General features: G+C 59.2%; 17 protein-coding genes, 1 tRNA gene and 1 rRNA gene. 10 read left to right on the top strand and 9 right to left on the bottom strand.

Annotation, left to right across the window (positions count from 1 at the left end):
• Positions 1-191 precede the first annotated feature (191 nt).
• The 6 genes from rrf (at position 192) to LOC68_RS28085 (ending at position 4101) form a co-directional block, all read left to right on the top strand.
• Positions 192-299: ribosomal RNA gene (rrf, locus tag LOC68_RS28110) — 5S ribosomal RNA — on the top strand.
• Positions 300-438: 139 nt separating this feature from the next.
• Positions 439-1134, top strand: coding sequence for a hypothetical protein (locus LOC68_RS28105; protein ID WP_230225131.1), 696 nt, complete (start codon positions 439-441; stop codon positions 1132-1134).
• 158 nt (positions 1135-1292) lie between these two features.
• Entirely contained in the window at positions 1293-1997 is a 705-nt protein-coding gene (locus tag LOC68_RS28100) for a cytochrome c oxidase assembly factor 1 family protein (RefSeq protein WP_230225130.1), read from the top strand.
• A 96-nt stretch (positions 1998-2093) separates the two neighbouring features.
• On the top strand, positions 2094-2495 hold the full coding sequence (locus tag LOC68_RS28095) for a cytochrome c oxidase assembly factor Coa1 family protein (RefSeq protein ID WP_230225129.1): 402 nt from the start codon (positions 2094-2096) through the stop codon (positions 2493-2495).
• A 104-nt stretch (positions 2496-2599) separates the two neighbouring features.
• Positions 2600-3010, top strand: a complete 411-nt coding sequence (locus LOC68_RS28090; protein ID WP_230225128.1) for a hypothetical protein — start codon at positions 2600-2602, stop codon at positions 3008-3010.
• A 149-nt stretch (positions 3011-3159) separates the two neighbouring features.
• Positions 3160-4101: a methyltransferase domain-containing protein gene (locus LOC68_RS28085; RefSeq protein WP_230225127.1), complete on the top strand. Its 942-nt coding sequence runs from the start codon at positions 3160-3162 to the stop codon at positions 4099-4101.
• Positions 4102-4193: 92 nt separating this feature from the next.
• On the opposite strand, the gene LOC68_RS28080 is transcribed toward LOC68_RS28085, so the two are convergent.
• On the bottom strand, positions 4194-4766 hold the full coding sequence (locus LOC68_RS28080; protein WP_230225126.1) for a Maf family protein: 573 nt from the start codon (positions 4764-4766) through the stop codon (positions 4194-4196).
• Between the two features lie 70 nt (positions 4767-4836).
• On the opposite strand from LOC68_RS28080, the gene LOC68_RS28075 reads away from it, so the two are divergent.
• Together LOC68_RS28075 and LOC68_RS28070 are read left to right on the top strand one after the other, a co-directional pair.
• A complete protein-coding gene (locus LOC68_RS28075) occupies positions 4837-5508 on the top strand; it encodes an RluA family pseudouridine synthase (RefSeq protein ID WP_230225125.1) in 672 nt (223 codons plus the stop codon).
• Positions 5509-5619: 111 nt separating this feature from the next.
• Positions 5620-6972, top strand: a complete 1353-nt coding sequence (locus LOC68_RS28070) for a serine/threonine-protein kinase (RefSeq protein ID WP_230225124.1) — start codon at positions 5620-5622, stop codon at positions 6970-6972.
• 3 nt (positions 6973-6975) lie between these two features.
• Here LOC68_RS28070 and LOC68_RS28065 read toward each other — a convergent pair whose 3' ends face one another.
• The 8 genes from LOC68_RS28065 to LOC68_RS28030 form a co-directional block, all read right to left on the bottom strand.
• Complete coding sequence (locus tag LOC68_RS28065; RefSeq protein WP_230225123.1) at positions 6976-8430, bottom strand: hypothetical protein; 1455 nt, start codon at positions 8428-8430, stop codon at positions 6976-6978.
• Positions 8430-10703 (bottom strand): ABC transporter substrate-binding protein, encoded by a 2274-nt coding sequence (locus LOC68_RS28695; protein ID WP_230225122.1) that lies wholly within the window; start codon positions 10701-10703, stop codon positions 8430-8432. The genes LOC68_RS28065 and LOC68_RS28695 overlap by 1 nt, the downstream gene beginning before the upstream one ends.
• A gap of 9 nt (positions 10704-10712) precedes the next feature.
• Positions 10713-14054, bottom strand: coding sequence for an outer membrane protein assembly factor BamB family protein (locus tag LOC68_RS28055; protein ID WP_230225121.1), 3342 nt, complete (start codon positions 14052-14054; stop codon positions 10713-10715).
• 57 nt (positions 14055-14111) lie between these two features.
• A complete protein-coding gene (locus LOC68_RS28050; protein WP_230225120.1) occupies positions 14112-14786 on the bottom strand; it encodes an ExbD/TolR family protein in 675 nt (224 codons plus the stop codon).
• Positions 14783-15304: an ExbD/TolR family protein gene (locus LOC68_RS28045; protein WP_230225119.1), complete on the bottom strand. Its 522-nt coding sequence runs from the start codon at positions 15302-15304 to the stop codon at positions 14783-14785. Before LOC68_RS28045 ends, LOC68_RS28050 begins: the two co-directional genes overlap by 4 nt.
• A 2-nt stretch (positions 15305-15306) precedes the next feature.
• Positions 15307-15957 (bottom strand): MotA/TolQ/ExbB proton channel family protein, encoded by a 651-nt coding sequence (locus tag LOC68_RS28040; RefSeq protein WP_230225118.1) that lies wholly within the window; start codon positions 15955-15957, stop codon positions 15307-15309.
• Positions 15958-16006: 49 nt separating this feature from the next.
• Positions 16007-16831: a hypothetical protein gene (locus LOC68_RS28035; RefSeq protein ID WP_230225117.1), complete on the bottom strand. Its 825-nt coding sequence runs from the start codon at positions 16829-16831 to the stop codon at positions 16007-16009.
• 63 nt (positions 16832-16894) lie between these two features.
• A complete protein-coding gene (locus LOC68_RS28030) occupies positions 16895-18466 on the bottom strand; it encodes a terpene cyclase/mutase family protein (protein ID WP_230225116.1) in 1572 nt (523 codons plus the stop codon).
• Between the two features lie 318 nt (positions 18467-18784).
• Here LOC68_RS28030 and LOC68_RS28025 point away from each other — a divergent pair.
• Positions 18785-18857: transfer RNA gene (locus tag LOC68_RS28025), tRNA-Phe, on the top strand.
• A gap of 300 nt (positions 18858-19157) precedes the next feature.
• Positions 19158-19715 (top strand): HD domain-containing protein, encoded by a 558-nt coding sequence (locus tag LOC68_RS28020; RefSeq protein ID WP_230225115.1) that lies wholly within the window; start codon positions 19158-19160, stop codon positions 19713-19715.
• Positions 19716-19899 lie beyond the last annotated feature (184 nt).

The following is a 19899-nucleotide window of genomic DNA, read 5'->3' as shown; positions in this document are numbered from 1 at the left end:
TAGCATTCTCTACCAATTCAAACGAATAACCGTCGCACGTTTAAGCTCAACCCCGTTTGGGCTCGATTAACGAAGCTTCAATGCTTCAGACGTGCGACCAGTGGCCACTACGCTGCGGATCGCCAAAAGCGATCCGCCGTTTGCCATGAGTCACTAGGCTCGCGTTCGCCCGCACGTGAACGCAAGTCTCTTCCGGTGACCATATCGAAAAGGTCATACCTGTTCCCATTCCGAACACAGCCGTCAAGCTTTTCGAGCCGATGATAGTGCCAAAAGCGCGAAAGTAGGTATCGCCGGATTTATTTACACTTCCCAAGCCCCAGCAGTCTCTGCTGGGGCTTTTTTTATGCGCTATTGCACCGTCTTCTAATCGCCCTACGAAACGTCGACTGCTATATTCGTCGCAGTCGAATTTCAGCCCCCCGTAGGATTGCCCCCATGATGAACAACGAGTCGGAGTTCGTGCAAGCGCTGCCGCCCGAGCCGAAGAAGCGGAAGTCGAGTTCGCGCATCCCGCTCATTGCGATCGGCGTCTTTTCTTCGCTCATGCTGCTGTGCTGCGGCTTTTGCGGTTTCGCAATCCGCGACGGCGTCGCAGAAGATGCGGAAATGGTGCGAGCGGCGATCGAGACCGACGAAACGCTGTTGGCCGAGATCGGCTCGATTGAGAGTATTGCGTTTTCTTGGGGAGACTCCTTCAACACGGGAAATGGCGTCAAAGTCTTCGACGTCTCCGGGACAAAGGGAAGCGGCCAGCTTCACGCCGACATGCTCGGGCCATTTCTCGTCTCGGTGGAGTTGAAAAAGGAAGGACAATCGTGGGACCTGATCATCATTCCGGAGGACGATCCCCGGCTAAATCAGGTCGTCCTGGATGCGATCCAGACATCTCCGGCCCTCGAGAAGAAGATCGGCCCGGTTCAGACGGCCAAAGTCGATTGGCGGCCGACGCAGCAATTGGCGGAGGAAGAAGGAGACGACGACCTCTACGTGGTTCAAGTTTCTGGAGAAAAGGGAACGGCCGAAGTCGTGGCGCGTATCGATCTGTTAGACGATCGCGTCATTTGGGCGAAACTGCGCGACGGAGAAGAAGAAATGATCTACAAGTCCCCGCAACGATCCCGATCGAAGTGAGCCGATCGCCGAATTAAAGCACTAACCACAAAGCCCGAGCAGTCCCTGCTGGGGCTTTTTTATGGGTCCAGCATGCCGTTTTATGGTCGCACCCCGCGGGGGGCATAGCTATACTCTTCCCAGTTGAGGTAGACGCTAGCCCCGAAGAGAACCGCACGATGGCAGACGATCGCTTTGTCGTAGAAGATCATGTCCCCCCGAACTCGCCGCAGACCAAGTCGAGCGGGGGAATAGGACGCTGGATCCTGGGATGTGTTTTTGCTGCGATCCTTACGCCGTTTCTACTTACCTGCGGGTGCTGCGGGGCAGTGCTTGTGATTGGTGGAAATCGAGTCGCCCAGGACGCGGTCGCAGCTGTCCAGAATGACCCCACATTTCAGGCGGAAATCGGGAAGAACGCTTCGGCCAGTATTGATTACGGCAATTTTCTTGCGGAAGGATCTGACAAGAAGGTTTTCAATGTGACCGGCGAAAACGGCAGCGGTAAGCTTAAGGCTTCCTACGTGGGGGACTTCGTCATCTCGATGGTACTGGAAAAGGATGGCAAGTCATGGGATCTGCAAGTCGAAGATCCTGACCCGTCGGAGTATAGCGTGGACGACAGCTTCTTGGTGGATATTGAAGACTCTCCGGTTTTGCAAGCCGAGCTGGGAGAAATCAAGCATTTGGAGCATAGCTTTCGCGGCACCCTGCGCGATGACGATCTCAACGCGTTCCATTATGAGGTCGTGGGCGAAAAGGGACGCGGCCGGATCACGTCGTACCTTAACGACGACGGAGATTTGGAATCTGCGAAGTTAGAGATCGGGCAAAGGGTCGTCGATCTGAAGGTTGGAGTCGGCGCAGAGGAAGACGCCGATTAGACGTTGATTGGTGTTCGAATCGCAAGGAAAGTGCGTGAAGCGATTTCTCCATTGACCGATAGTTTTGAGTCGAGACTTGTGAAAACAGACAATGCCTTGCGAAAGCGACGTGGCGGCGCCTTGAAGATCGTTCTCCTCTCATTCGTCATCACATTCCTGATTGGGTCGCTGCTTTGTACCGGCATCGGCTACTTGTACTTCAATACGCCGACGTCGAATTACCTGGAACGGAACGTCAAAGCGGCTTACGGGCACTCTCCCGCGATGGTCGAACACATCGGCGAGTGGCAGTCCAGCTCGATCAACTTCACCCACAATGGAGAACTGGCTGCAGAATTTGGCCGCGCCACTTTCTGCATGGACGTCGTTGGCTCGAAGGGGACCGGGCGACTCTACATTATGGGCCCTATCGATATTGATCAGGAGGGTTATTTCACACAGGCCTTTTTGAAAGTCGGCGACGAAACGTACGAACTAGGCCCCGGCCGTCCCAAGTAACAGCCCGGCGATGAATTCGGTCGATCTCCCAGTTAATTGGTGCATCTTCGCGGCAAGCCCCTTATACTGCTTCTGCTGATTCCCACCTTCCGCAGGCGCTCGCCATGTCCATTTCAATCCCACCTCGTCGTCGCGTTGCTTTTCGCTTTCCCCTACGACACGGAGCCGCGACGAAGATCGTCCTCTGGATCCTGGTCGGCCTCTTCTCCGCTGGAGCAATCGGAGTGCTCGCCTACACCGTCGTCACGATGGCCAGCGATCACATGGAAGAAGAAGCCCGCAAGGCGTTCGCCGATAATCCAGTGATCCTGGAACATATCGGCGAGTGGGAAGAGTGCACGACCAATCTGCAAAAGACAGGGAACTACGAACGAACGCGGCATGTCCACGTCGTCGTCTTTGATCTCAAAGGGACGAAAGGGAGCGGCGTTCTGGTCGTGACCGAGATGGATAACCAGGGAAACTACGAATCGGCGGCGCTCGAAACCGATCACGGCACGTTCGAGCTGCAATAGACGGTTCCGATTCTACCGGTTATCGGGAATTCGCCGCGCCAGACCACCGAAAACCGCCGCTTCTCTTTTTCCCGCATCTCTCGGCGACCTATGGTTGATCTGAACCGCGCGCGAGCGCGGCGTTCGTTCCCTCAAGACGTAATTTCGCCATGTCGCTTCCGTTAGACGTATTGGCCTGTCCGATTTGCGGGCAGTCGCTCGCCAACCAGGACGAAAAGCTCGTTTGCCAGTCGCCGGAGTGCGGCCAGGTCTTCCCGTCGTCGCGCGCCGTGCCGATTTTGATCAACGAAGCGAATAGCATCTTCGACACCAGCGGCTTTGAAGCGGACGAAGAGACTTTTTTCCGCTCCAATCACCCGATTCATGAGTGGATCAGCGAACATCTGCCCGATCTATCGTGCAACGTCTCGGCCAAACGCAATCTCGAAACGCTCGCCCAACTGCTGAAAGCCCGCCAAGCGCCGGTTCGCGTGTTGGTCGTCGGCGGGGGAGTTGTCGGCGCCGGGCTCGACGAGTTGCTGCAAGATTCCGAAATCGAAGTGGTCGAAACCGACGCTTCGTGGGGACCGCAGACGCAGTTGATCTGCGATGCCCACAATTTGCCGTTCAAAGATGACGCGTTTGACGCGGTAATCGTCCAAGCGGTGCTCGAACATGTGCTCGATCCGCAGCGCTGCGTCGAAGAAATCTATCGCGTGCTGAAGTCGGACGGCTTGGTCTATGCCGACACCCCGTTCATCCAACAAGTGCATGGCCGTCAGTTCGACTTCACCCGATTCACGCGACTGGGACATCGCCGCTTGTTTCGCCACTTTGAAGAAGTCGAAAGCGGCGTGACCTGCGGACCCGGAATGGCGCTCGCCTGGACGGCGCGCTATTTCATGATGAGCTTTTTCCAGTCGAAACGTCTTCGCTCGGCCGCCAGCTTGGCGGCGCGATGCAGTTTGTTTTGGCTGAAGTACTTCGACTATTACCTCGCGCGCCAAAAAGCGTCGTTTGATGCGGCGTCAGCCTTCTTCTTCATTGGCCGGAAGAGCCCGTCGATTTTGAGCGATCGGGAATTGATCGCCGATTACCAGGGCGGGTTCTAGTCTTGGGGCGCCACTGCTGGCTTGTCCAGCAGTGGGCAATTGGCGCCCGCTTCCCACTGCTGGACAAGCCAGCAGTGGCGCACCGTTTTTCGCTACTCGTGAAAATTCAGCAGCAGGATCGCCAGCAGTTCTAGCGGCAATCCGACCACGTTCGACTGGCTGCCGCTGGTGACTTCGATCCAGTCGATGCGATCTTGTAGACCGAAGGCGCCAGCTTTTCCTTCCCAGAGGCCGGTGTCGAGATATTCTTCGATTTCTTCGTCGCTCAACATCCGCATCTTCAGATGCGATTCGGCGACGTCGAGGGCCACAAAATCTTCCGGGCGACGCCACAAGCAGATCGCGGTCAGCACGGTATGTTCGCGGCCGCGGAGGGTCTGCAAGATCTCGCGGGCATGATCCCGATCGCGCGGTTTGCCGAGGGGCTGCCCGTCGCATTCGGCCAAAGTGTCCGCCGCCAGCACGATTCCTTCGCTGGTTCGCTGGGCGACATCGTCCGCTTTGTCGCGGGCCAAACGCAACACCGTTTCGCGCGGCGACTCGCTGGGATGCGGCTCGGTCTCGGCATGATCGGCCGGCAGAACGACTTCAAACGGGATGCCGGCCATGGTCAGCAATTCGCGCCGTCGAGGAGAGCCGCTCGCCAAGATCAAGCTGGGATACATTCGCAGGACTGGAACAAGGAGGCGTGGGAGGCGTAGAATCGATGTTTTCGCGCAGTGCCAAGATCATCCTATGAAGTTTGCGACTCCGCTAGTTCTTTACGAAGATAACCATTTACTCGCTATCTCGAAACCTGCATTGTTGGCGACGATGGGCGCCAAGGAAGGTGAACCGAGCGCTGCGGAGTGGGCGAAGGATTATCTGAAACGGAAGTACGATAAGCCGGGTAACGTCTATGTCGGCATCGTCAGCCGGATCGATGCGCATGTGACCGGCGTCCTGCTGTTTGCGCGAACGTCGAAGGCGGCGTCGCGTCTTTCCGAACAGTTTCGGGATCGTTCGACCCTCAAAGAATATAGCGCCCTGATTCCGTCCGGCGCTAAAATTCGGAGCGGCAAGCTGGTCGACTGGATGCGGAAGGAAGACCGGCTCCACCGCATGGTGGTAGTTCCGGAAGGGACGGCCGACGCCGACAAGGCGGAGCTGGAAATCGTCGCTCAGGAGCGGCTCCGGAACTGCCAGAAGGTCGATCTCCAATTGATCACCGGGCGAAAGCATCAGATCCGATTGCAGCTCGCCAGCCGGGGCGCGCCGATCCTGGGGGACAAAAAGTATGGTTCGACCGACCGCTATGCACCTGGAATTGCGTTACATGCTCGGCGGCTTGTGTTTACGCATCCAACGCTGAAGACCAGACTTACGATCGAAGCTCCTCTGCCGGAGGCGTGGCAGCCCTACTTTTGACGTAGAAATGACGCAAACTTGAAAAATGCTTAATTTCCTTTTCTCGCCTCTTGAACAGCGGCGGGAGTGAGTAAAATCAACTCAACTACTTCTCTTTCTGGCAAGAACGCCGTGTCCACTGGGTCCGCTAAATCATTTCGAGAAACCGCGTTAGTTAGCGGGCTCGTCTCTTCGGAGCAGATTGAAGAGACGATCCAGCGACTGAATGCGGCGTCGATCCGTCGCAACATCAGCGACGAGGATCTCGCCGCCGCTCTGGTCGATCGGAAGATGCTGACCCAGTATCAGGCCGATCAGCTCCGCAAAGGGCTGACCAAACTGACTCTCGGCCCCTATGTGATTACCGACTGGATCGGTCAGGGGGGGATGGGTCAGGTCTTCAAAGCCGAACACAACTTTATGGGTCGCCAGGTCGCGATCAAGGTGTTGCCGCTGCAGCGGAGCACCCCCGAAGCGATCAACCGGTTCATGCGCGAAATCCGCATGCAGGCCCAATTGGATCATCCTTGCCTGGTACGAGCGTACGACGCCGGCCAGGACGGCAATGTCCATTATCTGGTTACCGAGTACGTGCCGGGGACCGACCTGCGGCGTCTGATCCGGGCGAAGCGACATCTGACGCAGTACCACGCGGCGACGATCGTTTCGCACGCAGCCCGCGGTTTGGAATACGCCCACCAAAAAGATCTCTGCCATCGCGACGTAAAGCCAGGCAACATTCTGGTAACTCCGGACGGCAAAGCGAAGGTTTCGGACCTGGGTCTGGCCGACTTCATGAACGAAGCGAGCAGCGCCGGCGCCTCGGGGAAGATCGTCGGGACGATCGATTACCTGGCGCCGGAACAAATCCGCGATCCGCTCGACGTTTCGCCGCTTTGGGACATCTACTCGCTCGGCTGTACGTTCTATTACGCGCTGACCGGCAAGGTGCCGTTCCCGGGCGGATCGGTCCAAGACAAAGCGCGTCGCCATCGCGACGAACCGCCGCTCCACCCGCATCGATTCAATCCTGACATCGACCGCGACCTGGTCGACGTCATCGCCGAGATGATGGAGAAAAATCCGGACAAGCGGATTCAATCAGCGGCTGAAGTAGCGGCGCGATTGGAACCGTGGGTATCGGACTCGCGCCAGTTTGAGTTGAACCAAACGATTCAGCCGGCGTGGCAACCTCCGCCGCCGGTTTACGCCAACGGCGGTCACCTCAACGATACGGAAGCAGGCTCCAACGCTTACGAAGTAAGCCCCGACGATAGTCCGAGCCATACTTCGCAATCGACCGAACAGTCGCTCTTCGCCTCGCAAGATACGGCGGCGATTCAGTCCCCCAGTTCTTCGCGGCTTCTCTTTCAGCCGCGTCAAACTCGCCGCGAACGTCAGCTGACGATCGCGTTGTTGGTTGGCTTGCCGCTGTCGGCGATCATGGGCGCCCTCGTCACGTATCTGGCGCTGGCCGCGCGTTAGCCGCTACTTTCCGAATTCGTCGGAACTGATCGGCGCCGCACTAGAACCGCCGAAATTGTCTTGCGACTTGCGCATCTGTTTCACTTCTTCGGCCAGATCCCGTTCGAGATTGCGGTTGTAGTTTTTGCTGGCCAGTTGCTGCGCCTTGTCGAAGAGCTGCGAGATCTGGGCGCTGGTCCGCGGATCGGAGGCTTCCCCTTCGAGGAAGTCGTTTTTCGCCTGGCGGAACTGGTACAGGAGATCGTTGATGGTCGTCATCTTCTGCAGCTCTTCGAGCCACATCTCGGCGCCGGCGACGTCCCCTTCTTCCATCCGACGACGAATGCGGTCGGCGAGCAATTCGCGGCGCGCGATGACGTCGAGCATCTTTCGCCGCCAACCAAGCACAAACCCTTCCGCTTCGATCTGCCGCGCGTTGTCGCTGACGGTCGCGGTCAATTCGGGTTCGAGTCCCGGCACAACCGGCAACCGGGCCAGCAAGCTGCCGCCGCTGCGGACATAGAGCAAGCGGAAGGGATGCTGCGGATCTTGGATCAGGTCGATGTTGCCATGCTCGTCGGTTTCGGCCAGACGCTCGCTATCGCCGGTGCGGGTTTGTTTCGCGTAGATTTCGTAGCCGGGGAGCGGGCTCCCTTGACGACTCGCGAGCCGCAGTTCGGTTTGCTCGTGCGATGGTTTCACGGCGACCGCCAAACGTTCGACGCGGATGCTTTTGCGACCGGCGAGCGGACGACGAAAGCCGGAAAAAATCTCGCAGCGTTTGAAGTGGAACTGATCTTCGAGGACTTCCAGCAGCGTCCAGTCAATCGTCTGCACGCCGTTCTTCTCTAACTGACCGACGCGATTGAGTCGCCGCATCGCCACGGTGAGCGCCGCTCCAGGCGGAACGACCGCCGGGGAATCGGGCGTTTCGGCCAGGCCTTGCGCCTTCATCACGACGAGCGCTTCCTTGTCATCAACTCGTTCGATCTGACCGATCGGCTCGAAGCAGCGGCGGAGCAAATCAACCACGACGCTGCTGACCAAATGAATGTTGCCGATCTGGTCGCGATGGACGCCGCTCCAGCGCTGCGTCCGGACGTCGAACTGCCGGGCCGCCAGTTCCAGTTGCGTTCCTTGCGACTGAATGGTCACCAGGATGATCTTGTCTTTGGGGACTTCGATGGCCAGCGGCTTTACGGGCTGCGTCAGCCCGCTGAGATTGTGAAACGCATCCCAGCGAAGATCGGCAGGGCAGGGGAGAGCGTCGACTTCCCAGACCGCTTTGGCCGAGATCCAGCTCCGCTGCTCGATCCGCTCGCGCAGTTGCTGCTGCGCCGACTCTTCGATCAACCGCGGATCATCGGCGGCGATCCAAACTTCGATCCGATAGGGATCAAATTCCCACGGCACGGCCAACGCCGTATCGGCGATCAGCAGCGAGAATCCAACGATCAGCAATGCCCAAGCGGTACGCATCAGTTGTTCCCCTTGCCAGGCGAAAGGGAAAGCGCCGACCAGCGTTCGACATCCTGAAACAACGTCATCGGCTGACGCGAAATGCCGCCGAACTCGGCCGAGCGGACAAAGTAGTCGCGCATCTGCCAGAGGGGAATGAGGGTCGTTTCGTCGTAGGTCAAGCGGTGGACCGTCCAGAAGCGTTCACGAACCTGCGTCCAGTTGGTCGCTTCGTTTAAACGACGCACGGCGGCTCGCAGATAGCGGCTTTGGTGTTCTTCGGGAACGCATTGCGAAAGCAGCAAAGGAATGTCGACCAGCGACTCTTGCACGCAAGCTTCGACGTAGAGCAGATCGACTCCAGCGTCGGAGGCGCGAATCGCTTCAGGAGGAGTAACGACCACTTCGGTCTCAAACCCGACCCGCTCCAGGTATTTGGCGATCGCGGTGATTGATTCGCGGGAGATTTCGCTGTCGGGATGGCCGAGTTTCAGGAGCTTCGGCATCGCCGGGGCCTCGGTACCGGCCGCTTCGGCTTGCTGCTGCAATTCGAGCAGGGCCAAGCGGAAGAGGGTGACGCTCATTTCCGGTTCGTAGGGGCGAGGATTGATCGAGTTGTCGTAGCCATAGCCGGCCGGATCATCCGCTTCGAGGCCGGCTGGAATCGGGGCGCTGATCAAATGGCAACCGCGAATCTCGGCGCCAGCCAAGAGCCGGCCGTTGAGGATGGCGCCTCGATTGATCGCGTACAGCAATCCGCGCCGGAAGGTCGGCGACTGCATCAGCGGGTTGTCGAAGTTGGGCGCCAGGAAATGAACCGACGGCGTCCGGTAGTAGTCGACCACCAGCGAGCTGTCGGCCTTCGCCTCATCGACCTGGGTCGGAAACAAGCGATCGACGACGTCGACCTGTCCGGCTCGGAGCGAGGCGAGAGCACGGCTGGAGTACTGGAAGTTTTCGATCTCCAGCGCTTGCGGCTGCAGCGGGTTACGCATCGCGTAGTTGGGATTCACCACGTACCGGCGAAGACCGCCGCTCGTCTTGTCCTGGTACGGAACCGCTTCGGGAAGTTGATCAACCACTTCCAGACGGGCGAGCGCTTCGGGGCGAACGTGCGGCGTCTTTAGCTGCACCCGCAGCTCGCGTCCGTTCTCCAGATCAACGTACGAAAGCGACTCTTGCAACAGCGCCAGTCGCGGCGAAGTGGCAGGCTGCGTCAGCAGTTGTGCAGAGCAGGGGTAGGCTTCGCTCGGGTTGCGGAAGAGGAGACTGAACTCGACGCCGCCGGCCGAACGTCCCAGCGTGCCGAACGGCGATGCGTATTGGCTGCCGTCGGCGCCAAAGCCGATCAGTTCGGTCAAATTACGCTGAAAGAGTCGACGATCGCGGGTGGCGGCAAAGGTCATGCTGGCCGAGTTGGTCGTAACGGACGGAACCGTGACGCCGACGCGGATAAAGGGAAACCGCCGCGCGATCTCTTCCGAAAGCTCGGCGCCGCCACTGACGTCGGAGTAGATGAACCGCATCTGCTTGGCGGCGACGAAGGCGCCGTTCAAGTCGCCCGCGGCCAGCAACCGTTTCGCTTCGTCTCGCTTCTGAGCCGCTTCTCCTTCAAGCTGAGCCTTCCACTTGGCGACCGCTTCGACATTGCCGAACCGCCGCTGCGAAAGTCGGGCGATCAAATCGCGTGCCGACGCGTATTCCTTTTTCAGCACGTAGTTGCCGATCAACTTGTCGGCGGCGGCGTTGATCGCCGTATCGAGGTTATCGACCGGCGGGCGATACGAGTTCGCTTCTTCTAAGAAGCCGAGCGCTTCTCCATATTTCTCGCCGCGAAACGCAACCTTGGCGTTCTCGTACAAGTAGCCGGAAAGGGAAGTCGAAAGTCCCTCGTACTGCGGATAATCGGACAGCAATCGATCGTAGAAGATATAGGCGGCGTCCAATTGGCCGATCGACGTCAATCGATTCGCCTCGTCGAGCAGCAGTTGCGGAAACTTCACGTACGACGTGATGAACTTCCGTTTCACCTCCAGCGTGCGACCATCTTCGGTCACGATCCGGACCAGCTCGGTCTCTTTCATCGTGTCCCAAAACTTCCCGTTCGGGATGACCAGCGGCCGGATGTTGAGCTCGAAGTAGTCGTTCTTTTCCCGCATGATGACCCGCTCGAACGGAACATCGTCAGGGCGTACGGCGCGCGGCGGAGGCGTATCTTGCGCCGCCAGCGTCGACGTCGTCAGACAGACGCCGCACAGCAGAATCGCTCGAATTGTCCAGGAAAGTCGCGTCACGTTGATTCGTTACTGCCAATTCAAAAGGTGAACGACGCCGCCATATCCATTGACCCACAGCTGGCCGTCTTGCAACATTAGCCCGCCGGCGAGCGGCTCGTCGAGCTGCAGCGAATTGATGATCTCGCCGGTAGCGGAGTTGATTTGCAGGATCCGCCCATCCTCGCAGGCGATCACAATCTTCTCGCCGTCGACAATCGGCTCACCGACCAGGACCGACGTATCGGTCGGCACGCGCCATTGCTCTTGTTGATCGCCGCCAAAGGCGGCCAGCACGCCTTGCGACGTTTGAACGAGCGTGCGATCTCCCACGGCGAACGGCCCCGCGATCACGCGGCCGTCGACCGGCACGTTCTGGGTTGATTGCAAATCGGGGAGCGAAATGAAGACCAGTTCGTCCGAGGTGTCGCCAATCTTCCGGGCGATCAACATCGGTCCCATCACCGCCATCCGCGGCCCCAATTTGCCGTCGACCGCACATTCGGCGACCGCGGTCAATTGCGGCGCCGCCGGATCGTTGACTTGCAGGCGATAGAGAGTCTGTCGGCCGTCAAAGACAATCGCCGCATCTCCATCAGCGACCGGCACGTTCCAGTCAAGCTGTTCTCCCAACGCCAGTCGCGGCTGGAACGGCAAGGCCGCCGCGGCGCCGGTGGCGGGATCCAAGTAGAAGACTTGCCCTTGCGAACTGGGGGCGACCACCCCGGTTCCGGCGAAGACGGCGCCAGGGGTGACGCTGTCGCTCGGCATTTCGAGCGTTACTTGCTTCAACAAGCTGCCGCTGCGTGCGGCGTTGAAAAAGAGGGCGCGATTCTCAGGCGAAGCCGCCGTAAACAAACGCTGCGCCGGCGAAACGTATACCTGCTTGTTCAGCAGCGGCGGAGCGACGTAATTGGACGAGTCGGTCGGCGAGTCGGCGACGCCGTTTTGCACCGCGGCGCTGGTCAGCTCGAACAGATCGCCTCGCGACGTCATCACCAGCGGCGGACCTTGCTGCTCCATCGCAAACGCAGGACCGGTCAGCGGCGCGGCCAAGGTTGTCGCCCAGCGCTGCTTGGCGCCGCTGTCGTTCAAGTCGGCGGCAGAGACGATCACGCCTCCTCCTTGCGAAGGTCGCCGCACATGAATGAGCAAATCGCCATCGATGCGGAGGGAGACGAAATTGTCTCGATCGTATTCGACCACTCGCGGGACGATTGACTGCTGCGACAGCTGCAACGCGTAGCGTGAGAGCCGATTGTCCCCCACCCAGAGATAGCCATTTTCGAGCCCCATCAGCGAATAGAGCCGCTCGCCCCGTTCCGCTTTCGTCTGAGCGAGCAAGCGCACCGGGTTCTCTTTCGACATTCCCCCTTCAAACACGAAGATGGCGCCTCGGTCGTTGGCCGCGGCGACGCGCGATTGGAAGGTCAGGGCCTGCGCCAGGATCAGGCCTGGCAAGCGAGTTGGCGGTTGCAACTGCGTCAGTTTCTTCTCTTGCTCACCGAGGACATGCAGCAGCGAGAAGTCGGCGCCGGCGTTCTCGAACAAGCACAAATGTCCCAGTTCGGTCATGACCGGCGGAGTGACGATGGCGCCGGCTTCGTGCCCCAGGAAGAGGGCCTGTCGACAGGCCAGGCTCTTCGAGTCGAGCACGTAGAGCGTTGAGTGCAGCCCGACCACCAGAATGCGATCTTGCGACTTGCCGACGGTGGCGGCGACCGCCGCTTGTTGCGGCAACTGGACGCTCTGCGTTTGTTCGCCGGAGGTTTGATTCAAGCGAAGCAGCTTCCCTTGCCGCGTCACGACCAACAGGTCATTCCCCAAAGAAAGAAGCTGCACCACTTCTTCGGCAATCGGAAAACGCCATTTCAAGTCGCCGGTCAGCGCGTCGAGCCGCACCAGCTCGTGGCGCTGACTGCTAAACGCAATGATCGCCGAATGATCGGCCGGAATCAGCGGATCGACCGTATCGGGGAAGCCGAGGAAACGGCGCCAAAGGGGTGTCCCGGCGCGACGATCAAGTCCGTAAACGGCGCCGTCCAGAACGACCGTGACCGCATCTTTGGCGGGCTGCGGCGTCGCCGAACTGTTCCGCGCGGCGATCATCACGGTTCGGGCCGGTCCAAGCGGATGGTCTTGCCGCTCGGCGGAGATCTTTTCGTCTGAGACGACGACCTGCGACTCGAGCGCGGTCACCACTTCCCAGACGGCGCTTTGCAGCGTCGGATCTTCGCTCAGGCTTGGATAAATGCGGAGCAGCGCCAAGCGGCGTCGATAGACCGTTTCAAAGTCATTCCCCTTGGCGGCCGATTGAATGTCGGCCACAGCGGCGGCCAGTTCTTCATCGCGGGAAATCCCTCGTTCGACGCGCTGGATGTCGGCGACGATCCCGTCGATCCGCGTCTGTTGACCGCTGCGGAGCGACGTCGGCAGATAGTTGCTGTCGTCGACCAAGGTCATCGCCTCGCGGGCTTTGCCGACCAGTTCGCGGCGTTTGTCGATCGTATCTTCGCCGAGGGCCGCTTGGGCGAGACCATTGGCCAGATCGGGGAGGAGCGAAGCGAGTTCCGGCCGCGCGATGCCGAACTCTTCCTCATCCTTCATTTGGCCCAGAATCTCTTCAGTCCGGACCAGCGACGTTTCGTAGTTGTTGGTGCCTTCGATCGCCAGACGGAGATTCGCCAAGCCGCGTTTCACCCGGGCAGTCGGCGCTTGCGAGTGCGTGGGGAACGAACCGAGGAACTTGTCGTATTTCGAGACCGCCTGGGCGTACTTACGTCCTTCGTAATCGGTTTCCGCCAGTTGGAAGACCGAATCGCCGCTGTCCCAAGACAGCCAGGCGAAGAGCAAACCGCCGGCCAACAGCAGCATCACCAGGCCGGCGCCGCCGAAGATCAACAGCGGAGAGTCCCAGCGATTCTTCCGCTGCTCCTTCTTGACGTACTTCTTTCCCTTGCCCGATCGCGATCCGCCGAGCGGCGACAGCCCTTCATCTTCGACCAGCGCGTCGTCGCCGAGGACGTCGTCAAAGGCGCTGGGGGCGTCTTCATCCAGCGGAACGAGGTCGCCGGCGCCCAGATCGACGATCTCTTCTTCGACCGGCGCCGAACTGAGCCACTTTTCCTGGGCCCGTTTGCGACCGCTGCTGACGCTTTGCTTACGCTGCGAGGCGCCGCTTTGCGATTCGGCGATCAGGCGTTTGGCCTGGTACTTGGTCAAGTGACCGCGCTGCAGCAAGCCGTTAACGATCTGCTCCGGCGTGATGCCCGCGTCCATCTGCGTAAGCTGACGGCGCAAGGCCGCGATCTGGTTTTCGGCCAGATACTCATACGTATCGAGCAGATCGAGAAACTCAGGGACGTTCATCATAGCGGACAGCGTTTCGTTCAGCTTACTAGCGGTTGAATTGAAGCGACTACCGGAAAATTACTCTTCCTCGGTCGTCAACAATTTGACTTGGTTCATTCCGACGGTGTTGCCGGCGTCGAGCGCCGCGACCACCTTTTCATGCAATGCGTTGACATGAGCGTTGACCAGCAGCGTCCCCGGCGGCGACGCCGGATTGGAGTTGCGAGCCTCTTGGATTTGCACCAGCAGCTCTTGGCGGCTGGGGGCTTCCCGTTCGTCTCCCCACGCGGCGCAGGTGACGAAAAACGTGTTGTACGAGTCGATGCGGACGACCACATAGTCGGGATCGTCGAGCAGTTCGTCCATGGTGCGGGACTGTGCACTGGCCGAATCGTTGCGCGGCGCCGGAGTTTCCAGCGTCTTCTGCAAACTGAACGACGCCGTCACCATGAAAAAGATGAGGAGCAGGAACGTCACGTCGACCATCGGCGTGAGATCCATTTCATCTTCTTCCAGCGGACCGCGATTGCCAAATTTGACCGGCGTCTCGTCGGCGATCGCATCGTCGGATCGTCTCGTCTTGCCGCTCGACTCTTCTTCGTCAGTCGGAGTAGAGCGGGGCTTGGCCGGGGCCGGCACTTCGAGACGCGTGGCGCAGTTGGCGCACTTGATTTCGGCGCCGATCATGTCGGTGCTCGCCGAAAGGACGTCTCCGCAAGCAGGGCAGCGGAATCGAAACAGCTTTTCGCTCATGCTCCGTCCTTTACCCCGATGTAGGCCTTGGAAACTTCGGCGCCTTCGATGCTGGCCGCCGCCCGCATGACGCGGACCACATCGCCGGCCCGGACCGTCTTTTCGGCTTTGATCAAGACGGACCGCGCGGGGCGCGACGCCATTTCTCGTTCGACGTAGTCCATGATCTCGGCCTCTTGGGCATCCAGTCCATCCGACGTTTGGGTGTCGGCGAGCGGGCCGTCTCCCAAGAAGACGACCGCGGCGCCATCCGGTCCGTCAGCGGTCACCGTCAGGATCACCGTGTTGGTCGCCGAGATGCTGACTCCTTGCTTGGCGTCGGGCAGATTGCGAACCGAGTCGGAATCGAGCCGCGACGCGACCAGAAAGAAGATCAGCAGCAGGAAGGTGATGTCGATCATCGGCGTGATGTCGAGATCGGCCTCATCCTTCTTTACCTTGGGACGACTGAACGTGATCGCTTCCGGCTCGACCGGCAACGCCCCGTCTTTCGTCTTGTGCTGACCTGCGTCGGACATGTTTACGCTTCCCGGCTCAGACATTCGCGGAGTGCGCCCAGAAACCGCGTCACGCCGACGCCGACCAGGTCTTCCATCTTGCGAATCCGGACGTTGATGCTGGCGGTGCAAAAGACGAGCGGAATCGCGATCGCCAAACCGCACGCGGTGGTGATAAGAGCCAGACTGATATCTTCGGCCATTTGCGTAGCGATGTCGGTTCCGCCGCTTTCGCCGGCCGCTAACTTGCCGAACGCCCCCATCATACCGACCACCGTACCGAGCAGTCCGACCATCGGGGCGCCCTTGATGACGGTGTAAACCCAGCTCAAGCGATACTCGAGGTCCGACAGCACGTCGCGCTGAAAGCGATCGAGCATCATCTGCTTGATCTGGGCGTAGCTGTTGTCGCGCATGTGAAGCGCCAGCAGGGCGAGCTGCGGAACGGCTCGCGCGTCATCTTCGCACAGCTCTTCGGCGGCGGCGTAGTTGCCGCGAGCAAGTGGCTCTTCGATCGCGTCGAGGAATTCGTCCTGCTCCGCTTCGCTGCGGAAGCGCTTTTCGGCGACGCGCATCCAAACCACGATCACGCAGAAGGCGCCCCAAAGTGCAATCAGCGCAAGTGCGCCGTAGATGACGTAACCGAAGATTGTGGTGAGGCCGCTGATGTCCATCGAGTTGCCGGAACCTTATTGGAAGTGAAAACGTAAAGCGCCGGCTCAATTAGCGAACGCTGCGATATTCCTGTCGTAAAACGTAAAACTCAAACTCGTTCCCTTTGCGGCGGACGCCGAAATAGGTGCGGCGAATCTCACCGATCGTCCGATCTTTGGCGTAGGTCTTTTCGAGATACGCGAGCAGGTTTTCCGTTTCGGGATCGTAAAACTGCATGACGACCGGCCCCGGGGTGATGCCGGCGCTGGCCAATAGCTCGCTGTCCGCTTCTTTGAACGAACCGTCGCGCCACGTCATGTAAAGTCGCTCTTCTTTGGCGGTCGAGCCTTCGCTTCGCTGCGGTTTGCTCGACAAGCTCGACGCGTACATCACCTTGTCGCCGCCGGCGAGCGTGCCGAGCTGGATCTTGAAAAAGTCGAGCTGTCTGGCGTAGGTCGGCAGGTCGGACGATTCAAACTGAATCTCCCACCGCTCATAGCGAGGAATCACATCTTCGCCGTCGCCCGGCGGCCCAACCGGTCGACTGTCGCCCAGTCCTCCGCCGCCGCTGGAGAAGCTGAGTTGCCCTTCCAGATTGGCCAAAGCCGTCGACTGCGACGAGACCGCTTCGCTGATCGCATCGGCCGACATGTCGAGCTGCGGCTCGACCTCTTCGTTCAGCTCGTCCAGGCCCGGGGCTTCCAGATCGCGAGCGACGCCGGCCGCGTTTTCGCCGCGGCCCGAGACTTCTTCAAGCACGACCGGCACCGCCGTTTGCGTTGGATAAGTGCGGGTGGTCAAGAAGATGCCGAACAGGATCAAGACCGCCACGCCGACCAACACCAGCAGCGCCACCAACATGCTGGCGACGCGATCATACGACGACACCTTCATCGGCGGCGTCGAACGATTCGGCCGGGAGGCTGCGGAAGAAGATGAAATCGAAGAGCCAGCCATTCAGTCCAAGAACTCAGCATCAGGGCGTACGGAGCGATACCATTGCTTCCATTGGTTCGCGTAAAGAGACCGCTGCATGACGTCCGCCCCGCGCGGCATCCCAAAGCCGTTGAATTTACGCGAGATGAACCGCAGGGCGTCACGCGCTTCGATCGCGACGCGCCCATCCGGATCGGTCAGGGCGTAAATCAACACCGGGATGCTGTCAAAGTCCTTCGACTGTCGAATCGCTCGGATCGCTAACAGTCGAGCTCCAAAGGAACCTTCGCGAATCTTTCGCCGCAATTGAACGATTTGTTCCGAGCGTCCCCGCTCATCTTCGCTCAACTCGAACTGCACGTCTTCGTGCAGAAAACGCTCCAGTTCGGCGTCGTCGGCCTCGATCATCGAGAGGAACTTTTCCGACTCCAAGAGCTCCGATTTATTGACGACCTGGCCGTCTTTGATGGTCGCGTCTTCGACCACTTTCGGCAGTCCGCGACCGCCGACGAGTCGACCTTCGTCAAACACGCGACTCCGCTTTTTGATCGATTCGGCGGTGCTCCGTCGCAGAAAGAGCAGGGCGAACGCCGTAGAAACGGTCGCATCTTCGCTGAGCCCTTTCCAGTGGCCGTCGGGCTGCTGCGCCGATTGCAGGCGTTTTACGCCGGCGTCGTACCAGGCCGGCTTCGGATCTTTGCGACCAACGTCCAACTCGTGGAAGCTCTCGTAACGTTCCAGCGCGTAGAGATAGTAATAATCCCACATGTTGGGCGCGATCGTAAAATTGGCCGTCAGGAAGTTACGTCCCGCCGCCTTCGACTGAGTGACGCGACCAGCGTCGACCGCTTTCGTCAGAATCTTGTTCCGCGCCAAATCTTCCGGAGTTTTCACTTCGCGGACGAAGCCCGGCAGATTGAAACCTTTTCCTTCGTCTGCGCGCCGCCGGTCATTGATGTTGAGCAGGTCGGTCCCCATGTAGAGACTGCCGAGCGCCGCGCAGACCATGGTCAAACGAATATCGGCTTGTGAGACGCGCTGAAAATTACCGACGCCAGGATCGTTCCCTTGGTATCCCCAAGCCCCGGACGGATCCTGGCAGCGCAGGACCCAATTGCAGAGCCGTTCGATCACCGGAATCGGGACTTCAAAACCGCTCCGCTGCGCCAGCCACAATCCGAGAGCGCCGTACTGCGTCATCGAATTGTCGCCGGTATCGTTATCCCGATAGCCCCAGCCTCCGCCCGGCTTCTGCGTGTCGACAAAGTACTTGACCATGTTTTTGATCTGCTCGCTGCTCCCTTCGGGATCAACTTCGCAGAGCAAAATCAAGCAGAGCCCAACGTCGTAAACGTTGTCGCCGCTGTGCGACGGAACGTTGGCGCCCATCGCGCGGGCGGCGGCGAGACCCGATTGCACGCGCGGATGATCGAGCGGTTGCCCCGATTTTAACAGGGCCAATGCCATCAACGACTTTCCGCCTGGCCGGTCATGGTTTTGGGCGCCGAGATACTTCACCCCTTTTTCGACCATCGCAACCACCTCCGGACTTTCCGGAGTGAAGGCGCAAAGGACCGTAGGGCAGAGCGTCAATAGAAATACGCCCCACCATGGGTGGTTCAATAAGTGACGTCGTCCGATGCTGCGCATGGCCTAACGCAATACGAAAAGTGAACGCGAACCCTGATACGGATCGACGGGTCGATACGTACGGCGTCAGGCGTTACACGTTGTTAAGCAAATGTTCCGTAAGAAGAGGTTCTGGTCAAGCTAGAAGTTCCGCTGCAAACTGTCAAGCAAACTGCGGTGATCTTCACGTGACGTAAGTCACGACAGGTTCTTTATCTGGGACGCGTCTGACCCCAATTGACAACCAGGGTCAGCTAACCTAGATTTGTCTTTTCGCCCACTGGTCAGGTAGCTCAGTTGGTAGAGCATTGGACTGAAAATCCAAGTGTCGCCGGTTCGATTCCGGCCCTGACCACTTCTAGCAAACGCCGCAAGTCTTTCTTACCAAAGACCTTCGGCCTTTCTTTTTTGCGCTCTCCGCAACGGCGCGAGTCCCTCTCGCCCTCTGAACCTCGGAATTCGCCGGAAATGTGCAATTTACGACTGCCGTATCTCGCCAGAGCGCAGTCAGACGCCGTTTGGCGGCCGATTTCTTCACGTCTCCCTCTTTTGAGATTGTTGAAAATATCTTCCGCTTTTCGCGTGGGACGATAAGCTAGGTAACTCGTTCTAGATTCCCTCCTTATGGGCTTATTTCCCTGTCTGTTGGACCGAAATGAACGTCATCGAATTCATCGAGCGGAAGTTTGCCGAGTTGGGAGATCGCACCTACGGCGAAGAAGTGACCGAGCGCCAACATGCGCTGCAGTCGGCTTACTTCGCCGAACAGGCCGGCGCCGCCGACGAGATGGTGGTCGCCTGCTTCCTGCATGACTTCGGGCACTTCATCACCGGCAAAGAGGAGCTGATCGCCGACCAGGGAATCGACGCACAGCACGAAGAGCTCGGAGCTCGTTTTCTGTCGCGGCACTTCAGGCCGGGGATCGTCGAGCCGGGACGTCTGCATGTCGCGGCGAAGCGCTACTTGTGTGCGACCGATTCGGAATACCTCCGCGGCTTGTCGGCCGCATCGCTGCAAAGCTTGAAACTGCAGGGAGGCCCGATGTCAGCCGAGGAGATCGCCCAGTTTGAGCAGGAGCCGTTTTGGCAAGCGGCGCTCGAGCTGCGGCGCTTTGACGATCTGGGGAAAGATCCAGACCTGGAAACGCCGCCGGTTGCGTATTATCTCGAGAAATTGCCGCCGTTTTTGCTCGAAACCGCGGCTTCCGGCTAGCGCATTACTGGCGCCATGCTCGTACGGCGTCTTCGACGGAAGAGCATGTCTTCAATGCGTTCTGACAGGGCTAAGACATGCTCATCCCACGAAGACGTGGCAAGAGCATGGCGCCAAAGATTCCAACAAGAAACGGCGTAAGGCCGCAGGATGGAAAGGCGTGCGGTTAACACGCCCCTCGTAT

The organism is Blastopirellula sediminis, assembly GCF_020966755.1.
Lineage (GTDB): Bacteria > Planctomycetota > Planctomycetia > Pirellulales > Pirellulaceae > Blastopirellula > Blastopirellula sediminis.
The sequence above is the reverse complement of the archived record's forward strand: the minus strand, read 5'-3'. Positions and strand labels throughout refer to the sequence as shown.